This is a genomic window from Mesorhizobium sp. M0062, assembly GCF_040323125.1.
In the GTDB taxonomy this organism is placed as follows: Bacteria; Pseudomonadota; Alphaproteobacteria; order Rhizobiales; family Rhizobiaceae; genus Mesorhizobium.
This window is the reverse complement of record NZ_JAMYUO010000001.1, coordinates 1-15,659: the sequence shown is the minus strand read 5'-3', so window position 1 is coordinate 15,659 and position 15,659 is coordinate 1. Positions and strand designations below refer to the sequence as shown.

16 protein-coding genes are annotated in these 15,659 nt (G+C 61.4%); 12 read left to right on the top strand and 4 right to left on the bottom strand.

The window, feature by feature from the left end:
• Positions 1 to 14 precede the first annotated feature (14 nt).
• From NKJ64_RS00080 to NKJ64_RS00070, 3 genes are all read right to left on the bottom strand, one after another.
• Positions 15 to 650 (bottom strand): TadE/TadG family type IV pilus assembly protein, encoded by a 636-nt coding sequence (locus NKJ64_RS00080; protein ID WP_023688725.1) that lies wholly within the window; start codon positions 648 to 650, stop codon positions 15 to 17.
• Between the two features lie 30 nt (positions 651 to 680).
• On the bottom strand, positions 681 to 1,298 hold the full coding sequence (locus tag NKJ64_RS00075) for a TadE/TadG family type IV pilus assembly protein (protein ID WP_050587454.1): 618 nt from the start codon (positions 1,296 to 1,298) through the stop codon (positions 681 to 683).
• Positions 1,299 to 1,451: 153 nt separating this feature from the next.
• Entirely contained in the window at positions 1,452 to 1,874 is a 423-nt protein-coding gene (locus NKJ64_RS00070; RefSeq protein WP_023681988.1) for a pilus assembly protein N-terminal domain-containing protein, read from the bottom strand.
• Positions 1,875 to 2,221: 347 nt separating this feature from the next.
• On the opposite strand from NKJ64_RS00070, the gene NKJ64_RS00065 reads away from it, so the two are divergent.
• The 9 genes from NKJ64_RS00065 (at position 2,222) to NKJ64_RS00025 (ending at position 11,578) form a co-directional block, all read left to right on the top strand.
• The gene (locus NKJ64_RS00065; RefSeq protein ID WP_023699479.1) at positions 2,222 to 2,410 is read left to right on the top strand and encodes a Flp family type IVb pilin; all 189 of its coding nucleotides are present in this window, start codon (positions 2,222 to 2,224) and stop codon (positions 2,408 to 2,410) included.
• Positions 2,411 to 2,621: 211 nt separating this feature from the next.
• On the top strand, positions 2,622 to 3,140 hold the full coding sequence (locus NKJ64_RS00060; protein WP_023823746.1) for an A24 family peptidase: 519 nt from the start codon (positions 2,622 to 2,624) through the stop codon (positions 3,138 to 3,140).
• A 206-nt stretch (positions 3,141 to 3,346) separates the two neighbouring features.
• Entirely contained in the window at positions 3,347 to 4,159 is an 813-nt protein-coding gene (gene cpaB, locus NKJ64_RS00055; protein WP_023688721.1) for a Flp pilus assembly protein CpaB, read from the top strand.
• Positions 4,156 to 5,667 (top strand): type II and III secretion system protein family protein, encoded by a 1,512-nt coding sequence (locus NKJ64_RS00050; protein WP_023823744.1) that lies wholly within the window; start codon positions 4,156 to 4,158, stop codon positions 5,665 to 5,667. The genes cpaB and NKJ64_RS00050 overlap by 4 nt, the downstream gene beginning before the upstream one ends.
• 13 nt (positions 5,668 to 5,680) lie before the next feature.
• A complete protein-coding gene (locus NKJ64_RS00045) occupies positions 5,681 to 6,418 on the top strand; it encodes a CpaD family pilus assembly protein (protein ID WP_352461724.1) in 738 nt (245 codons plus the stop codon).
• 55 nt (positions 6,419 to 6,473) lie between these two features.
• Positions 6,474 to 7,757: a CpaE/TadZ family protein gene (locus tag NKJ64_RS00040; protein ID WP_023692561.1), complete on the top strand. Its 1,284-nt coding sequence runs from the start codon at positions 6,474 to 6,476 to the stop codon at positions 7,755 to 7,757.
• 86 nt (positions 7,758 to 7,843) lie between these two features.
• Positions 7,844 to 9,352 carry a TadA family conjugal transfer-associated ATPase gene (locus NKJ64_RS00035; protein ID WP_023688717.1) on the top strand — a complete coding sequence of 503 codons (1,509 nt, stop codon included), beginning with the start codon at positions 7,844 to 7,846 and terminating at the stop codon, positions 9,350 to 9,352.
• A gap of 155 nt (positions 9,353 to 9,507) precedes the next feature.
• Positions 9,508 to 10,521: a type II secretion system F family protein gene (locus NKJ64_RS00030; protein ID WP_023669592.1), complete on the top strand. Its 1,014-nt coding sequence runs from the start codon at positions 9,508 to 9,510 to the stop codon at positions 10,519 to 10,521.
• A gap of 40 nt (positions 10,522 to 10,561) precedes the next feature.
• On the top strand, positions 10,562 to 11,578 hold the full coding sequence (locus NKJ64_RS00025) for a type II secretion system F family protein (RefSeq protein ID WP_023692560.1): 1,017 nt from the start codon (positions 10,562 to 10,564) through the stop codon (positions 11,576 to 11,578).
• Positions 11,579 to 11,691: 113 nt separating this feature from the next.
• On the opposite strand, the gene NKJ64_RS00020 is transcribed toward NKJ64_RS00025, so the two are convergent.
• Positions 11,692 to 12,513, bottom strand: a complete 822-nt coding sequence (locus tag NKJ64_RS00020; protein WP_023669594.1) for a tetratricopeptide repeat protein — start codon at positions 12,511 to 12,513, stop codon at positions 11,692 to 11,694.
• Between the two features lie 238 nt (positions 12,514 to 12,751).
• Here NKJ64_RS00020 and NKJ64_RS00015 point away from each other — a divergent pair, with 238 nt between their 5' ends.
• From NKJ64_RS00015 to NKJ64_RS00005, 3 genes are all read left to right on the top strand, one after another.
• Complete coding sequence (locus tag NKJ64_RS00015) at positions 12,752 to 14,113, top strand: leucyl aminopeptidase family protein (RefSeq protein WP_023834318.1); 1,362 nt, start codon at positions 12,752 to 12,754, stop codon at positions 14,111 to 14,113.
• Between the two features lie 62 nt (positions 14,114 to 14,175).
• A complete protein-coding gene (locus tag NKJ64_RS00010) occupies positions 14,176 to 14,526 on the top strand; it encodes a MarR family winged helix-turn-helix transcriptional regulator (RefSeq protein ID WP_023669596.1) in 351 nt (116 codons plus the stop codon).
• Between the two features lie 29 nt (positions 14,527 to 14,555).
• Positions 14,556 to 15,416, top strand: a complete 861-nt coding sequence (locus NKJ64_RS00005) for a C40 family peptidase (protein WP_023688713.1) — start codon at positions 14,556 to 14,558, stop codon at positions 15,414 to 15,416.
• The last annotated feature ends 243 nt before the right edge of the window (positions 15,417 to 15,659 follow it).

Below are 15,659 nucleotides of genomic sequence, written 5' to 3'. Positions count from 1 at the left end.
GGGCCAGAGCTGCTTCAGCAATCGCTGCAGGGGATCGACGTGGTCCGGCGCGGCCTGAGATAGTAGGTTTCGCTCATCGTTATCTTGCCTTCGTTGAAGGCCGAGATAAATCCGAGCGGCTTTTCGGAGCCTTCCGACCAGGAGATGATCGGTTGGTATGCTAGAGTGGTTTTGACACGAATGAGGAAAGTCCCCGCAACATTGAGCGTCGCCGGAACGGTGGTGGAAGTTGTCGGGTTGGAGTCGCGGCCAGTCTTCCCATCCAGCACGCTCCAGGACCACGCCACCTTTGCTTGCGGTATCGGATTGTTCGGGTCGGTTCTGATGTCGATTGCCGTAATGGAGATATTGGCGACCGAGCGGTTGTAAGGCTGAAGGCTGGAGTTGCCGATCTTCATGATGTCGGTGAGATCTGCGTTGACCACCGACGTTTGCTGCGTGACGAGGTCGGCAACCATGGAGCTGATGCGGCTGACCTTCTTGCTGGCCTCGATGGCTTGCGAGGCCTCCATCGTAATGAAATACATGATCAGCAAGACAGGCACGATGAGGGCAAACTCGACGGCCGCTATGCCGCGCCGATCGGAAAAAAACCGCTCCGCTCTCTTCCAGCTAACCGACATCCCCGGATGTGCCCCCGCACGAAACATGCACTTTTCCTTTTGCTTACACGTGCAATTTCAGTTGTCGAATGGCTCGTTTTGCCACGTTGTCGTCGCGTAATGCAGAGTCTTGCCGCCATCCATATTCGACATGTATTGAGCCATGAAATCGGTCATGACCGGCCAAGGGTAAAAGACCCGCAGCATGTTCTTTGATTCTGCCGGACCTATTGTAGGGGTCCCGAAAGCCGGGTCCTTGCCTGTATCCGGATCCTTGCCCGTCAGCGTGATGGTCGAGCCGGAAATCGTGAAACCCGCACTGGCTGCCCCGGCAAAGGTCTTGAACGGGCGCAGATCCACCAGCAAACCGGGGCAACCCTTCGCGACAATGATCTCGAGTCTGGCGCAGACCAAGCCCTTCAGCTTCTCTTCCGTCACATCCGCTTGCCTCAACTGGCCAGTACGCAACTGACGGGCGATATCATCGGTGATGTTGGCCATCACCTCCTGTCCGGCAAATGAAACGCAGCTCTCGAGGATGGCGAAGACGAGAGCCGCAAACGGTAGCGCAAGCATCGCGAATTCTATCGCCGTGCTGCCGCGCCGATCACGAAGGAAATGAGGGGCAAACGTCACGCGCCCTGCCTTGGCCTTGCAGATCTCGCGTTCTGAATCCTCGTCCAAAACGTCGCCCATATCCCGTTCCTGCGATCCTGATGCGGTACCGTCAGCACCACTATCAAGAACCCATTTAGCTCCGGTTTGAATGACCGTTAAATTCGACCAGGCGACATTAACCGGCCGCTAACCGACGCGGCTTTCCCGAGACAATCGAGCCAACTGAGGCGCTTACTGCCCAGCGCTCATCTCGGCTTCGGACGACTTTTCCGAGTCGCTCTTGTACGAGCTTTCGCAATAGGGCGTGCAGGACATGGTCTGTACCGAGGCGCGCCTGTAGATACGCACGGACGACGCGTCCTGGCGCACCACGGTCACCTGCTCGTCGACGATCGGGCTGCCATCGTGGTCGAGGACAACCAGATTGGTGACGCCGAACCCCTTGCCAGTCAGTACGATCGTCGATGCATCCTGGACGGAGGCGTCGGCAATCGCCGGATTGCCGACGACTATGGTGTCGGCGGGGCGTGTCAGTTTGACGATCTTGGCCTGATTCATCGTCACTTCGATGCCGGCTCCGGCCTTGGCCGGCAGCACAAAAGCCGGGACGGCGAGAAGCGCGACAAGCAGGAATGACGATTTCATGGCAGTCATCAAGGCGCTCCACAGCGGCAAAACTTGTTCAAAGAAACATGAAGGAGATTGGTGAACCAACGGTTAAACCCTTGACCTGCGCCGGGGTATTCGCACCAATCCTGCTGCCAGCTAATGTAACAATGCATCCTGCCGATAGCCGTGAAATTACAGCTCTTCACGGGCAGGCGAGCTACTGTCCAGCGTTTAGTTTACGGTTAACCACGCAAGCTGTTCGAAGCGGGAAAGGAATCGGTAAGGCTGTTTATTAAGCCGATTGAAAGAGCTTCTCCGTAGATTGGCAGCATCCGATCAACCACCACAGAAGTTGACGGAAGTGCTGTAACACGTGGAGTAGGAGCTCTCGAATGTCTAATCTCATCGCACGTTTCGCGAAGGACGAATCCGGCGCGACCGCTATCGAATACGGTCTGATCGCAGCTCTCATCGCGCTTGCCATCATGGTTGGCGCTGGTCAGCTCGGCAATGCCCTGAACAACAAGTTCAAGGACATCGCGGATTGCGTGAAGGATCCGACGAACGCTGCTTGTAAGTAATAGTCTAGCATCCTGTTTCGACTGGTAGACTGGAAGGGCCGCCTCGCTGGCGGCCCTTTTGTCTTTGAAGATCGTTTGGCTTTGGTCTTTGCTGCGCCGCTTGGCGCCCTGACATTTCCCGGGATTTGCCCCGCATCAGCAGAACTCACCAATCCTTAACCCAAGCCGCCTAACCTGCAGCCATCGTTGCCTTTCCAACCATGAGAGACCGATGCTCAACGCGCTGATCTTCGTTGTCTTTCCGTTTTGCATGCTTTTTGCGGCGATCTCCGACGCGCTGTCGATGACAATCTCCAATCGGGTGCCGGTGCTGCTTGTGGCCGTCTTTGCCGTGGTTGCGCCACTGACGGGTATGGACTGGGCAACTTACGGCTGGCATTTCGCCGCCGGCGGCCTGGTGCTGGCCGTGACTTTCGGTCTGTTTGCGCTCGGCGGCATGGGCGGAGGCGATGCCAAGCTTTTGGCAGCCACGTCCATCTGGATGGGGCTCAACATTCACCTTGTCAATTACCTCGTCGCTTCGACGTTCATCGGTGGCATGCTGACGCTCGCCATTCTCTTCTATCGGAAATCGCCGCTGGCGACCTACACCAGTCACAATCCGGTCCTGCGCCATTTCGCCGACGAGATGAATGGCGTTCCCTATGGCATCGCACTCGGCATTGGCGGGCTGCTGACCTATCCCGATTCGCCCTTGATGGAATGGGCATTGGCAAGGTTGGCGACCTGATGTAGCGAACCTCCTCTGCCCTTTCGGCATCGATCCTGAAAAGAGGCGGCTTGGCCGCCTTTTTCATTTTGTCGGAGCATGGTCGTGTAATTATGTAAACCTTGAATTAATCACGATCGTAAGCATTGTATTAACCTTGTTTTGACGATTGCCGCTGCAAAGTCCGGCCTGGCTAGGTGGTTGCCTAAAGGCGAGGGTTCGGACAGATGCCAGCATCCCGACTGATCATTCTGGGCGTGGCGGTGGCCGCGGCGGGTGGTGCAGGTTATGTTGCCAAGAATATGGTGGCGGTCCCGCCCCAGCAGGTCGTCGTCGATGCCCCGCAGGCGCCGGCCATCGCCTTGCAGGATGTGCTCGTGCTTTCCGGCGACGTGCCGATGGGAAGCCCGCTTGAGAACAATCTCAGCTGGGAGTCCTGGCCGTCCGATGGCATCAATGCGAATTTCATCACCCGTGCCGCCGAACCCGAAGCGCGGGAGAAGCTGAAGGGCTCCGTCGCCCGCATGGCGATGTACACCGGTGAGCCGTTGCGGCGCTCCAAGCTGATCGGCGAGGGGCAGAGCTTCATGTCTTCGATCCTGCCCACCGGCATGCGTGCCGTCGCCACCGCGATCTCGGCCGACACGTCGGCAGGCGGCTTTATCCTGCCTAACGATTTTGTCGACGTCATCATGACCCGCAGATCCGACACCGGCAACGCCGGTAGCGGATTCACCACCGAGACCATCCTCAAGAACATCCGCGTCCTGGCGATCGATCAGACCATCCAGGAGGACGAGGAAGGCAAGAAGACCAGGGTCGGACAGACGGCGACGCTGGAGCTGACGCCGCAGCAGGCCGAGATCATCACCGTCGCCCAGCAGATGGCCGATCGCCTGACGCTGGCGCTGCGCTCGATCACCGACAACAAGGAAAAGGGTACCGATGAAGCCGACTACCTCGTTTCCGGCAATGGGCGGCGCGGAACGGTGCGGTTGATCAAATCGGGCGAAGTTTCCGAAGTAGGGGCAAGGAAATGAGGTTAGTCGCTAGACTGCCGGTCACCACGGCTGCGGCCATCGGTCTGCTTTTTCTCGGAGCCCATGCAAGTGGCCTTGTCGACGCCAAGGCCGCCGGAAAGAGCGTCGGGGTCATGGCCTCGTCGGCCACGCAACGTGTCAAGCTTGGCCTCAACAAATCGGTGGTCATCGATCTGCCGAGCGACGCCTACGACATCCTGGTCGCCAACCCCGCGGTCGCCGATGCGGTGACCCGCACCGCAAGGCGGATCTATCTGTTCGGCAAGTCGGTGGGCGAAACCAACATCTTCGTCTTCGGTCCCAATGGCGAGCAGATCGCCAGCCTGGATCTGGCCGTCGAACGCGACGTCGCCGGATTGGAAGATTATCTCAAGCGCTTCCTTCCGAATGCCGAGATCAAGGTCGAGTTGCTGAACGACAACGTCGTCCTGACCGGGACGGTGGACACGCCGCTCGATGCCAAGCGCGCCGTCGATCTGGCAACCATCTTCGTGTCCGGCGGTGAAGCGACGACCGGTCAGTATTCGCAGACCGCGGCAGGCGGCAATGCCAATGGCGGCGTCGACATCAACAATCCGGATGCCGAACGCCGGGTCTCGAAGATCGTCAACCTGCTGCAGATCATCGGCGACGACCAGGTGACGCTGAAGGTGACCGTGGCCGAAGTCAGCCGCTCGGTGATGAAGCAGCTCGGCGTCAACATGGTTGGCAAAGGCAGCTCCAACGGCATCAGCTTCAATGCGACCAGTGACACCTTCCCCGGCCTAGGCAAGCCGTTGTCGAGTTCGGGGGTCAATTTTGCCACCTCTGCTCTGCAGGGCTACATCACTGCGATGGAGCAGTCCGGCGTCATGAAAACGCTGGCCGAGCCTACTTTGACGGCCGTCTCCGGTGAGAAGGCGACCTTCAAAGTCGGCGGCGAGTACAATATGGTCAGCGCCGTTACAAATGCCAAGTCGGATGCCAATCAGAATGCCGACAGGGTTTGGACGGCTCAGAAAATCGAATACGGCATCGGCCTGGAATTTCAGCCTGTGGTGCTGTCGCCCGGTCGCATCAGCCTGAAGGTCAGGACGTCGGTTTCCGAACCGACCACCGAAGGCGCGGTCTCTTTCGGAGACACCAACGTCATATCGCTGCGCAAACGTTTGGCCGACACGACCGTGGAACTGCCTTCGGGTGGATCGATGATGATAGCCGGCCTCGTCCGCGACGACGTCAGGCAGGCGGTAAACGGCTTGCCCGGACTGACCAAGATCCCGGTGCTCGGCACGCTCTTCCGCAGCCGCGATTTCGTCCGCAACGAAAGCGAGTTGGTCATCATCATCACGCCTTATCTGGCGCGGCCGGTGGCGCGCAACGACCTGGCCAAGCCGGATGACAATTTCAACGCCGCTGGCGATGGCCCGGCCATGTTCCTTGGCCGCGTCAACCGCGTCTACGGCACCATGCAGACAGACAAGCCCAACGGCCGCTACCACGGCGTTGTCGGCTTCATCTACAAGTAAGCGGGGAGCGGACATGTCTCAGTCAACATCGAAGGCAATGGCGGTCGCCGCGACAGTGCGGTCCGGCCGTGCCCGGATCAGCCGATCGGCAATGCCGATCCTGGCGATCGCGATCGCCGCCTCGCTCGCCGGTTGCGCCAAGCGCGACAGCATCACGGTTGGGGCGATTCCCGATGATTATCGCACCACGCATCCGATCGTGATTGCCGAGAAGAACCAGAAGCTGGACCTCCCGGTCGGCGCCGGCGATCGCGGCATGACCGGCTCGCAGCGCGACACGCTTCTGGGCTTCCTTGACGGCTACGACAGGAGCGCTGCCCCGGCGCTGACGATCGCAATCCCGATCGGCTCGGCCAATGAGGTGGCGGCGACTGCCGCGGCGCGCGATTTCGCCAGGCTGGCGGTTGCCGGCGGCATCAAGCGAAACCGGATCGTGGTGACCTCCTACCAGTCGGTTTCCCCGGAAGCCTCGGCGCCTATCCGCGTTTCCTATATTTCGGTGAGAGCCCAGACCGACAAATGCGGGCGCTGGCCCGAAGACATCCTCGCAACCTCCGAAAACAAGCACTACGCCGATTACGGCTGCTCCTCTCAAAACAACCTCGCTGCGCAACTCGCCAATCCGGCCGATCTGCTCGGGCCAAGAAAGTCGTCCGATATCGACGCCGAGAACCGCGGCGCGGTGATCGACGTCTATCGCGGCAGAGGTATTTCGGACGAGTTCCTCGGCAGTTCGGAAGTGACGTATTAGGAGCGCCGGTCCCGCGTAGAGACCGGAACGAGAAGTCACGGAAAAGAGCATGACGATGAGCAATCTTGCCTACGACACGCCCGGAGACGGCGGCGACAGCTCCCAATCGGATGTTGCAGCGATGCAGGCGCTGCGGCCGGTGCCGCGTATTTCTATCCAGGCATTTTGCGAGACGGAAGGTGTCGCGCATCCGGTGGAGCGGGCCGGCGAGGATCGCCGCATGGCCAAGGCGCATCTGAAAGTGCATATGGGCGGCATCGCCACGGCGATCGAATTCTATCAATCGGCGCCGACGCCGAACCTCATCCTGCTGGAATCGCGCAGCGAACCGAAGCAATTGCTGGAGCAGCTTGCCCAGCTTTCAGAATATTGCGATCCCTCCTCCAAAGTCGTGGTGATCGGCCACTACAACGATGTCGGTCTCTACCGCGAACTCATTCGCTTCGGTATTTCCGAATATGTCATCGCACCGGTGTCGATGGCCGATATCGTCTCCGTGGTGTCATCGATCTTCGTCGATCCGGAAGCCGAGCCGATCGGCCGCTCGATCGCCTTCATCGGCGCCAAGGGCGGCGTCGGCTCCTCGACCATCGCCCACAATGTAGCGTGGGCGATGTCATCGCTGTTCAAGTCGGAAGTGGTCGTCGCCGATCTCGACCTGGCTTTCGGGACGGCCAACATAAATTTCGACCAGGACCCTGCGCAAGGCATCGCCGAAGCCGTATTTTCGCCCGAACGCGTTGACGAGGTCTATCTCGACCGTCTGCTTGCCCAGTGCGCCGAACATCTGTCGCTGCTCGCCGCGCCCTCCACACTGGAACGTGTCTATGATTTCGATCCCGATGCCTTCACGCAACTCATCGATACCGCCCAGCGCAGCGTGCCGCTGCTGGTGCTCGACGTCCCCCATATCTGGACGGGCTGGACCAAGAACACACTGATCAAGGCCGACGAGATCGTCATCACGGCGACGCCGGAACTGGCCAATCTGCGCAACACCAAGAACCTGGTCGATATGCTGACGAGGCTTCGTCCGAACGATCCGCCGCCGAAGCTGATCATCAACCAGGCCGGCGTGCCGAAACGGCCCGAGATTTCCGCTTCCGACTTCGCCGAGCCGCTCAGCCTCACGCCGATGTCGGTCATCGCCTTCGACCCGTTGTTGTTTGGAAATGCCGCCAACAACGGCCGCATGCTGGGCGAGATGGATGCCAGGAGCCCGGTCGTCGGCATGATCAACGAAATCGCGCATGTCCTGACCGGTCGCAGCGAAATCAAGGCCAGGAAGAAGGCAGGCCTTGGCGGCCTGCTCGGCAAGCTCTCGCGTAACAAGAAATGACGCTCCCCTCCAAATCAAGAAGTAGAGCATGATGTCGTTCGAAAACCGCTTCGGCATCATGTTCTGGACGGAATTGGTAGTCGATCATGTTTGGTAAAAGAGGCTCCGACGACGGCGGCCGGTTCACCCCGGAGTTCCGTCAGCCAGCACCGGCGCCAGCGGCGCCGGCCACTGCAACGCCTGCGGACATGGCGGTACTTGCCCGGCCCGCGGCAGCGCCGCCTGGAGCGCCGGGAACCCCGCCAACTCGCCGTGCCGTTGAGGCGCCATCGATGGCGCCGGAGCCGCCAAAAAAGATCCAGCGCGAAAAAAGTGAAACCTACTACGACACCAAGAGCCAGGTCTTCTCCGCGCTCATCGACACCATTGACCTGTCGCAACTCGCCAAGCTCGATCCCGAGAGCGCGCGCGAGGAAATCCGCGACATCGTCAACGACATCATCGCCATCAAAAATTTCGCAATGTCGATCGCCGAGCAGGAAGAGTTGCTCGAGGACATCTGCAACGATGTGCTGGGCTACGGCCCGCTGGAGCCGCTGCTCGCCCGCGACGATATCGCCGACATCATGGTCAACGGCTCCAAGAACGTCTACATCGAAGTCAATGGCAAGGTCGAACAGACCGGCATCCGCTTCCGCGACAATCAGCAACTGCTCAACATCTGCCAGCGCATCGTCAGCCAGGTTGGCCGCCGCGTCGACGAATCGAGTCCGATCTGCGACGCCCGCCTACCCGACGGCTCCCGCGTCAACGTCATCGCCCCGCCGCTCTCCATCGACGGCACCGCGCTCACCATCCGCAAGTTCAAGAAGGACAAGCTGACGCTCGATCAGCTGGTCAAGTTCGGCGCCATCTCGCCGCAGGGCGCCGAGATCCTCAAGATCATCGGCCGCGTCCGCTGCAACATCGTCATCTCCGGCGGTACCGGCTCCGGCAAGACGACGCTGCTCAACTGCCTGACCAACTATATCGACCGCGAGGAACGCGTCATCACCTGCGAAGACTCGGCCGAACTGCAACTGCAGCAGCCGCACGTGGTGCGTCTCGAAACCCGCCCGCCCAATCTCGAGGGCGAAGGCGAGGTGACAATGCGCGACCTGGTCAAGAACTGCCTCCGCATGCGGCCCGAACGCATCATCGTCGGCGAAGTGCGCGGACCGGAGGTTTTCGACCTGCTGCAGGCGATGAACACCGGCCATGATGGGTCGATGGGAACGATCCACTCCAACAGCCCGCGCGAATGCCTGAACCGTATCGAATCGATGATCGCCATGGGCGGCTATTCGCTGCCGCAGAAGACCGTGCGTGAAATCGTCGTCGGCTCCATCGATGTCATCATCCAGGCAGCACGCCTTCGCGACGGCTCGCGCCGCATCACCCACATCACCGAGGTGATCGGCATGGAAGGCGACGTCATCATCACGCAGGATATCGTGCTCTACAACATCAAGGGCGAGGACTCGAATGGAAGGCTGCTTGGCGAGCACGTGTCGACCGGCATCGGCCGTCCGCATTTCTGGGATCGCGCCCGCTACTATGGCGAGGAACAGCGCCTCGCCAATGCGCTGGAATCGATGGAGAAACGCGCTGACTGACGCATATCGGGGTTGGAAGCAATTCCAGAAAAAGTGTGAAGCGGTTTTCCCGGGAAAAGCGCGTAGCGCTTTCCCTTGGGAATTGCGTCAAAACAAAGCGATAGCGCATATCGCCGTTTCCTTGAAACGGCGATATGCGCTGGGGACCGAGGTCGATGTTCGGAATTGACACCACCGTACTGGCGTTCATCGTGCTCGCCGGCTTCAGCGCCGGTGCGGTCGCCTATGCCTTCCTGTTCACCAAGATGAGCAACGAGAAGCAGGCCGGCAAGCGGCTCGAGACGATCAAGGCCGCCGAGACCGATCGTTCGGTCGTCAAGGCTTCGCGCGACCGTGTCGCGGAGGCGGTCAAGCGGCGTAAATCTGTCCAGGACACGCTGAAACAGCTCGACGAAAAGCAGAAAACCAACGAACTCGCCGTCAAGAAGCCGCCGTTAAAGGCCCAGATTCGTCAGGCCGGCATGCAGGTCTCGATCGAGCGTTTCTATATCTACTCCGTCATTTGCGGCATCGCGCTGACGGTGCTTGCCTATCTCGCCGGCGCGCCGCTTCTGGTCCTGCCGGGCGCGCTGCTGGCGGGGGCGCTCGGCCTGCCGCGCTGGTTCGTCTCGTTTCGCCGCGCGCGCCGGGTCAAGGCGTTCCTCAACGAATTTCCCAACGCCCTCGACATCATCGTGCGCGCCGTCAAATCCGGCCTGCCGCTCAACGACGCCATTCGCCTGATCGCCAGTGAATCGCCGGAGCCGGTCAAGACCGAGTTTCGCCGGATCGTCGATTCACAGCAGATTGGCATGTCCATCCCCGATGCCACCTTGCGCATGGCTGAAACCATGCCGTGCAGCGAGGCAAGCTTCTTCGGCATCGTTATCCAGATCCAGTCACAGGCCGGCGGTAATCTCTCCGAGGCGCTTGGCAACCTGTCGCGCGTGCTTCGCGATCGCAAGAAGATGAAGGCCAAGGTCCAGGCGCTTTCCATGGAAGCCAAGGCGTCGGCCGTCATCATCGGCGCGCTGCCTTTTGTCGTCGCCCTTCTCGTCTATCTGTCGAGCCCGAACTACATCATGCCGCTGTTCACCACCAGCACCGGCAATCTGATCCTCGGCTGTTCCGGCGTCTGGATGTCGATCGGCATTCTGGTGATGCGCAAGATGATGAACTTTGAAGTTTAGGCCGACCTTGGAAAGCTCGAAACGAAAAGACTGAAAACGAATGACCGACCAAGTCGTAAAATCGCTGACCGATCCTGCCTTCCTGATAGCGTTGCTGGTTGGCATTGCGGTGTTCGCGACCGTCTTCACGGTGCTGCCGGCCCTTGGTGGCAATCAGCTCAAGACGCGCATGAGATCGGTGGCGCTGGAGCGTGACGAATTGCGCGCCAAGCAGCGCGCGCGGCTTGCCAATGAAGCCGATCGTCGCCGCAAGGGGCTGCGCGAAGAGCAGTCGATCGGCATGCGCAACATCGTCGACAGGCTGGACCTGCGGCGTGCGTTGGCCGATGAAGGCACGTTGCAGAAGCTCAAGGTGGCGGGCTTTCGTGGCCAGAACCCGCTGACGCGCTTCCTGTTCTTCCGCCTGATCCTGCCTTTTGTCGGTTTCGCGCTGGCAGCGATCTATCTGTTCGTGCTCGGCGGACTGCCGGACCGGCCGGCCTTCGTGAAACTGTTCGTCTGCATCCTTGTCGCCTACGCGGGTTTCTACGCGCCGATCCTTTACGTCAACAATCGTGCCGCCAAGCGCAAGCAGTCGATCCAGGCGGCGTGGCCGGATGCGCTCGACCTGATGCTGATCTGCGTCGAGTCGGGCATGTCGGTCGAGGCTGCCTTGCGCAAGGTCTCCGAGGAGATCGGTTCACAGTCGGTGGCGCTGGCGGAGGAATTCGTGCTGACCAACGCCGAACTCTCTTATCTGCAGGAGCGCAAGCAGGCTTATGAAAACCTCTCGGCTCGTACCGGCCTGGAATCGGTCAAGTCAGTGTCCCAGGCACTGGTCCAGGCGGAACGCTACGGCACACCCGTGGCGCACGCATTGCGCGTGCTGGCCTCGGAAAGCCGCGACATGCGCATGAATGCCGCCGAGAAGAAGGCCGCCGCCCTGCCGCCGAAGCTTACCGTGCCGATGATCCTGTTCTTCCTGCCGGTTTTGTTCGCCATCATTCTGGGCCCGGCCGGCATCCAGGTCAGCCAGCGCGGCATCTTCGGCGACCAGCACAGTTCCTCAAGCCAGTAGGCCTCGTTGCGGCCATACAAAGTGCCGCATTGCCATGCAGTGCGGCTCTTGTTTTTTCAGCTTTGATATGGGGACGGATTTTGCGCTGTGCGGGGCCGGCGCCCATGCGGCGCTCAGTTGGTCGCCGGCTTTGCCTTGTCCTGATCCTTGAGTTGGCTCCAGGCGTTCTGCTGGGCAAGCATCTGGCGAAGATAGGCTACATTGGCTTGCGCCTGTTCGGGCGAAAGCTCCTGCGAGGCGATCTTCTCGGCCTCGTCGAAGCGGCCCTGCAGTCCCACGACCAGCGCAAGGTTCTGGCGCACCCGGCTGTCGGCATTCGGTTGCTGGGCTGCCGAGCGCATATAGGTCTCGGCGGTGCGCAGATCGCCTTCCAGCACATAGGACATGCCGAGATTGGAAAGGATCGAGGGTTCGTTCGGCTTGAGGTCCAGCGCCTTGCGGTAGTTCTGGCGCGCTTCATCCTTCTGGCCAAGCTGGTCGAGAATGGCGGCCTCGGCCGACATCAGCCGCCAGTCCGGATATTCCGGTGTCTGCGCCCGGCGCACGGCGTCGAGCGCCGGCTCGAACTGGCCGTTGGCGGCCAGCGCCTTGCCGTAGGCGGCAAGCACGTCGCGGTCCTTGGGGTAGGCGATCGCCAGCTTGCGCATCACGGCAAGCGACTGGTCGGCATCGCCGTCCATCTGGAGCGCCGCCGCAAAATTTGTCGCCAGCCGCTTGTCGTTGGGGTTCTTTGCGTAGGATTCGCCCAGCCGCCCGGTCGCCCCGTGCAACTCGCTGGCCGACATGGTCTCCAGCGGTTTGCCGCTGGTGCGCCCGATCGAGCCGGTCGTGAGCTTGCTGGTTCCGCACCCGGCAACACCGGCCGCCAGCGCCATCAGCAGTGCCGTGGTGACCAACCGTTTGCCCGTGACGTTCATCCTGCGGTTGGTGGGCATCGGCACGGGGCTCTCCATTCCTGCGCGTGGCCATTCACGTGGCCATCTTCATCCCCGCAGAAATATTCTGTTAACCCTAACGGACAGTTAAAAAGTGAGCCGTCGGATCGGTGAACGGCCCGCCGGAAGCCTTTGGCCTGGCAGTCCCATGCCGGCCCCTGTGCATAGATGTTGAAATCATCCGACGTCCCTGTCACTTGACTGAGGACGACCCTGCAAGCCTCCCGGAGACCATCGAATGCCCGTCGAACTCATCGAGACACTAAACACTGCCCTGCCGGTCCATCTGGTCGCGAGCGATGGACTGGAGGCCTTGGGGCTTTCGCCTTCCATGACCGCATGGGCGGCCGCCAACGGCTTTTCCGGCGAAGCCGGTAGGACGCTCGCCGTCCCCGGCGACAACGGTTCCCTTGCCGGCGCCTTGTTCGGCGTCGGTGATGGCGAGGGCGCGCTGGCCGTCGGCATGCTGGCGAGAGCCTTGCCGGAAGGCGACTGGCATTTTGCCGCCGCTCCAGCCGAGCCGGAACTCGCGGCCATAGGCTTGGTGCTCGGCGGTTACGTCTTCACTCGCTACGGAAAGAAATCAGGCAAGACGCTGCGTTTTGCGCTGCCGCTCGGCGTAGATGCAGGACGTGTCCGGCGCATCGCCGACGGCGTCTTCCTGGCGCGCGACCTCGTCAACACGCCGACCAGCGACATGGGACCGGACGAGTTGGAGAAGGCCGTGCGGACCCTGGCGGCCACTCACGAGGCCGAGGTATCGGTGATCAAGGGCGATGATCTCCTGAAGCAGAATTTCCCGATGATCCATGCGGTCGGCCGGGCCTCGGTCGGAGCGCCGCGCCTGATCGACATGGTTTGGGGACCGGAAGGCGCGCCGAAGGTGACGCTGGTCGGCAAGGGTGTCTGTTTCGACACTGGCGGCCTCGACATCAAGCCGTCCTCGGGCATGCTCTTGATGAAGAAGGATATGGGCGGCGCCGCCAATGTGCTGGGCCTGGCCTCGATGATCATGGCTGCCGGGCTGAAGGTGCGGCTGCGCGTCCTGATCCCGGCGGTCGAGAATTCGATTGCCGGCAACGCTTTCCGGCCTGGAGATGTACTGACCAGCCGCAAGGGCATTACCGTCGAGATCGGCAACACCGACGCCGAAGGGCGGTTGGTGCTGGCCGACGCGCTGGCGCTGGCCGATGACGAGGAGCCGGAACTGCTGATCGACATGGCGACGCTGACCGGGGCAGCGCGTGTCGCGCTCGGGCCCGATCTGCCGCCTTTCTACACTGGCGACGAAGCGCTGGCGTCCGAACTGGCTGCGGCCTCCATGGCCGTCGAGGATCCGTTGTGGCGCATGCCGTTGTGGCGGCCCTATGACGCCAGGCTGGCGTCGAAGATCGCCGACATCAACAACGTCACCACCGACGGCTTCGCCGGTTCGGTCACCGCGGCGCTTTTCCTCAAGCGCTTTGTCGAACGGACAACGGGCTGGGCGCACTTCGACATCTTCGCCTGGAACCCGTCCGATCGCCCCTACGGACCCGCCGGCGGCGAGGCGCAAGGCATCCGTGCACTGGAGCGGGTCATTTCGAGGCGCTATGCCTGACGCCCTGAGACGGCCACCAAAACTGAAACGGAACCGAAACAATTTGCCGTCATGCTCGGGCGATGTCGATTTCGATGCGTCCGAGCCAGGCGATGCGGCTGTGGCAGCAGGTGATGCTGTCGCAGGTGCGCGCCGGCGCGCCAGATCTCACCATGCGCCAGACGGCGATCCTGTTCACCATCTATCTCGACCCGCCGCCGCACACGGTGCGCGGTCTAGCCGCCCGCCTCAATGTTACCAAGCCGGTTATCACCCGCGCCCTCGACACGATGGGTGCGCTGAAACTGGTGTCACGCCATCGCGACGAGCTCGACAAGCGCAATGTGCTGATCCGGCGCACGGTCGAAGGCGCGCTCTTTGTCGAGCGCTTCGGGGATGGTATCGTTGCCAGGGCTCATGAACTGCCCATCTGATCAATCCATGAATTAGAACGAGTACCGATTTGACTGCCAGGGATGCCCGCCTCCACGCCTTCCGTTCCGACCTCGCCGATGCAAGGCTGAAAGGGGAGGTTTCGGCCGATCGCTTCGTCACCGGCCGTCGGGCTCGGATCACGGCCTCCGTGGCTGACGTGCGCAAGGCACCGCGCCCGGATGCCGGCGTCAACACGCAGGTACTGTTCGGCGACGATGTGCTTGTCTTCGAGGAAGCCGAGGGATGGGCCTGGGTCCAGGCCGAACGTGACGGCTATGTCGGCTACGTCGGCGCCACCATGCTGGGCGCACCCGAGCATGCGCCAACCCACATCGTCACGGCGCCGCGCACTTTTCTCTATCCAGGCCCGGATCTGCGCTTTCCGATCAGCGGGCAATTGTCGATGGGCTCGACGGTGACGGTGAGGGGCGCTGCCGAAACGCGCGGCACGCACTATGCGCTGTTGCCTTCCGGCGAGGCGCTGATCGCCGGCCATGTGCGCCCGGTCAGCGATATCGCCGCCGACTATGTCTCGGTCGCCGAGATGTTTATCGGCACGCCCTATCTCTGGGGCGGCACCTCCGGCTTCGGCATCGACTGTTCTGGCCTCGTGCAACTGGCCATGCGCATGGCCGGCCGCAATGTGCTTCGAGATTCCGACATGCAGGCGGCAGGCCTGGGCGAGCCGCTCGATCCGGGATCCGATTATGCCGGGCTAAAACGCGGTGACCTCGTGTTCTGGAAGGGGCATGTCGCCGTTATGGCCGACGCCGAGACCATGATCCACGCCAACGGCCACACCATGCTGGTCTCGCGCGAAGGGCTGAAGGATGCGGTTGATCGGATTGGGTATCTCTATGGCGGGCCGACTGGGTTTCGGCGGCCTTAGCGCCTCTTCCTTCGCCCCGTTCACGGCATAGGCGCTAAGATAGGTATTGCCTTGCGGAATCGGGTGTGATTCTACGCTGCGATGACACACGAATCGCTTGTTGATGACGGCTGGGCCGAGACGATTGAGCTTCTGGGCGGCGAAGAGTTGATCGCAGCAAGTGCCCGCGAGACGAAGGCGTTCCTGCGCCCGCGCGGCGTCAGGTCGGCGAGCGACCTGTTGCGCCTGACACTGGCTTACTGC